Annotated in this window: 4 protein-coding genes; 1 reads left to right on the plus strand and 3 read right to left on the minus strand. The window is 36.2% G+C overall.

The genetic code is table 11. From position 1 onward, the window contains the following. The first annotated feature begins 268 nt into the window (after positions 1–268). Entirely contained in the window at positions 269–601 is a 333-nt protein-coding gene (locus tag GQR56_RS21070) for a type II toxin-antitoxin system RelE/ParE family toxin (RefSeq protein WP_166115321.1), read from the plus strand. Here GQR56_RS21070 and GQR56_RS21075 read toward each other — a convergent pair. From GQR56_RS21075 to GQR56_RS21405, 3 genes are all read right to left on the minus strand, one after another. Continuing rightward, positions 579–893 (minus strand): helix-turn-helix transcriptional regulator, encoded by a 315-nt coding sequence (locus tag GQR56_RS21075; RefSeq protein ID WP_166115323.1) that lies wholly within the window; start codon positions 891–893, stop codon positions 579–581. The genes GQR56_RS21070 and GQR56_RS21075 overlap by 23 nt on opposite strands. Positions 894–1,087: 194 nt before the next feature. Then, positions 1,088–1,777: a replication initiation protein gene (locus tag GQR56_RS21080; RefSeq protein ID WP_346775790.1), complete on the minus strand. Its 690-nt coding sequence runs from the start codon at positions 1,775–1,777 to the stop codon at positions 1,088–1,090. Between the two features lie 218 nt (positions 1,778–1,995). Continuing rightward, positions 1,996–2,183 (minus strand): hypothetical protein (locus GQR56_RS21405; RefSeq protein WP_206018247.1); only part of this gene is annotated, 188 nt, incomplete at its 5' end.

Below are 2,183 nucleotides of genomic sequence, written 5' to 3' on the forward strand. Positions count from 1 at the left end.
AGGTTAAATAAGATAGGCACGCTGTCGAAAGTATACAATTACTACGTAATAGCTATACTTTCGCGTGCAAAAAGACATACAGAAGCATTATACAAGTACTTGTATAAATCGTCTGTTAATGATACATTGATGTGGGTGGTAGTAATAACCCATACAAGGATAGCTACAGGAGCAAATATAGGGCTCAGAAGCATCCAATTTAAAACTAGGAGAATAGAAATGAAGAAACTAAATAAGCATATACAACACTACAAGGAGCTTAACCGCCATGAAGAAATTCGCATTCACATCAGCTGCAGCTGAAAGAGAGTTTAGAAACCTACCTCAAAAGATAAAATCTAGATTTGCGCTTGATATCAAAGCTTTATGCCAAGATGAAAAGCCATTCTCACCAATTAAACCCTTGTCCTCAATTGGACCAGGCGTCATAGAGCTAAAAATAAATGGAAAGCCGGCTTTTCGGTGCATTTATATAGCCAAATTCAATGATTGCATAACAATATTACATTCATTCAAAAAAACTACAAATGGTGTTGATAGGCCCGCAATGGAGGTTGCAAAGTTGCGCTACAAAGAATTTAAGCAGCGGCAACATTCATAGATAATTTCGGAAGACTATCTTTAATTGCGGTGTAATTAAATTCAAATCTGAAACCTAATTTAACAAGTAGCTCCATTAGCATATCAACGGAAAACTTGTCGATTTTACCATTTTTTAGGTTACTTATTCTTGGTTGACTTACACCCAATTCTTTAGCTGCATCAGACTGACTCCAGCCTTTACCTTCAATTAAAGATCTGATTGCGATCATCATATTTGCTTTAAGCTCTAAGTTTGATATCTCATCTGCATCATCACTTACAAGCTCAAATGGGCTGCTGTATGATTTCATAATGCTCACCTTTGACTTTAAATTCTTTATGATTATTACTGCTATAAAAATTATTATAAAAATACCGCTATAAAAACGGGAAGTTGGTAGGGTTAATAAATCAAAGCTTTTTGTTATAGCTCTTGACTTAGCACAAATTATACAAGTACTTGTATAATTTGTCAACTACCCCACCAATTCGATTAAATATTAATCTATATATCCATTTTTAATTGGGTGTTTTTTCTAAATTCAAACGATAGCGCAACCACTGACCTTCCTTTTTTTATCGTTTCAAATTCTATAATTAAGTCACTCCGAAGGTTTAATTCTTCTATTGCTGGTTTTATTACCCGCTTTGAAAGATCCTTGTATTGAGGGTATTTATCAGATATTCCCAATGCCGATTTAAAGTCATTAAGGTAGATAAATCTCTCGCCAGTAGCATTGAATCTCATCAATAATTCATAAACCCTAATGGAATGAGAACTTTGCAAATGGGCTATGTTTTTAAGTTTATAAGTTGTGAATCGCGATTGAAGCTGGCAAATATATTTTAATACATCATCGGACCAGGTTAGAGTTACAGCTCCCTCACCTTTTATCTTTTTTACCTTTTTTTGAATCCAACACAGCTCTATTTCTTCTCTGTCATCGCGCAATATAATACTTGATTTAAATAAGGAGTCAGCAGCTTTATATAATTCCCTGTGAGCGTTTTTTATATCAATTCCCATCATTTCAGAGAACTCAGATGCTGTTAGTGAGATCTCCTTTGGAACATCTTTATTTGGCCGAGAATCAACTTTGCCAAGGCATGCCAGGACTAGCTTTTGCGCTTGAGCATTCAGCTTATAGCTGGCATCAATAAGATTGTTTGATTTCGAAACTGAGAGGTTGCTCACTTTAAACACCTTGAGTGGATTTGCTTTGGTTCTGTCCACCTTACAATTGGGTGGACAATCTGTCAAGGTGTCCACCATTGGTTGTGGGGAATACCGTAAATGTGTCCCCCTAAAACCCCCTTTTAACCGTAAATGTGTCCCCCTAAAACCCCCTTTTAACCGTAAATGTGTCCCCCTAAAAGCTCTGCACAGCCGGTTAATAAAGGCCTGTAGAGGTGCTAAAAACAAGAGTAATTAAAAACAAGAGTAATTAAAAAGGGATTGCCCTGTGGATAAGACGTTATCCCGAATAAATTTTTGCGACTTTCAACCCCAACCCTAAGAGCTCCGATAGCAACAAGCTCTAACTCAATGAAGTATTTTCGATAATTGTCTGTCAGGGCACGAATAGAACTCGATTTTTTTT

This window comes from Pseudoalteromonas sp. Z9A5, assembly GCF_011378875.1.
Classification (GTDB): Bacteria; Pseudomonadota; Gammaproteobacteria; order Enterobacterales; family Alteromonadaceae; genus Pseudoalteromonas.

Coding starts and splice junctions, on each gene's coding strand:
- GQR56_RS21070 (WP_166115321.1), top strand. CDS start 269: ATGAAGAAATTCGCATTCACATCAGCTGCAGCTGAAAGAGAGTTTAGA.
- GQR56_RS21075 (WP_166115323.1), bottom strand. CDS start 893: ATGAAATCATACAGCAGCCCATTTGAGCTTGTAAGTGATGATGCAGAT.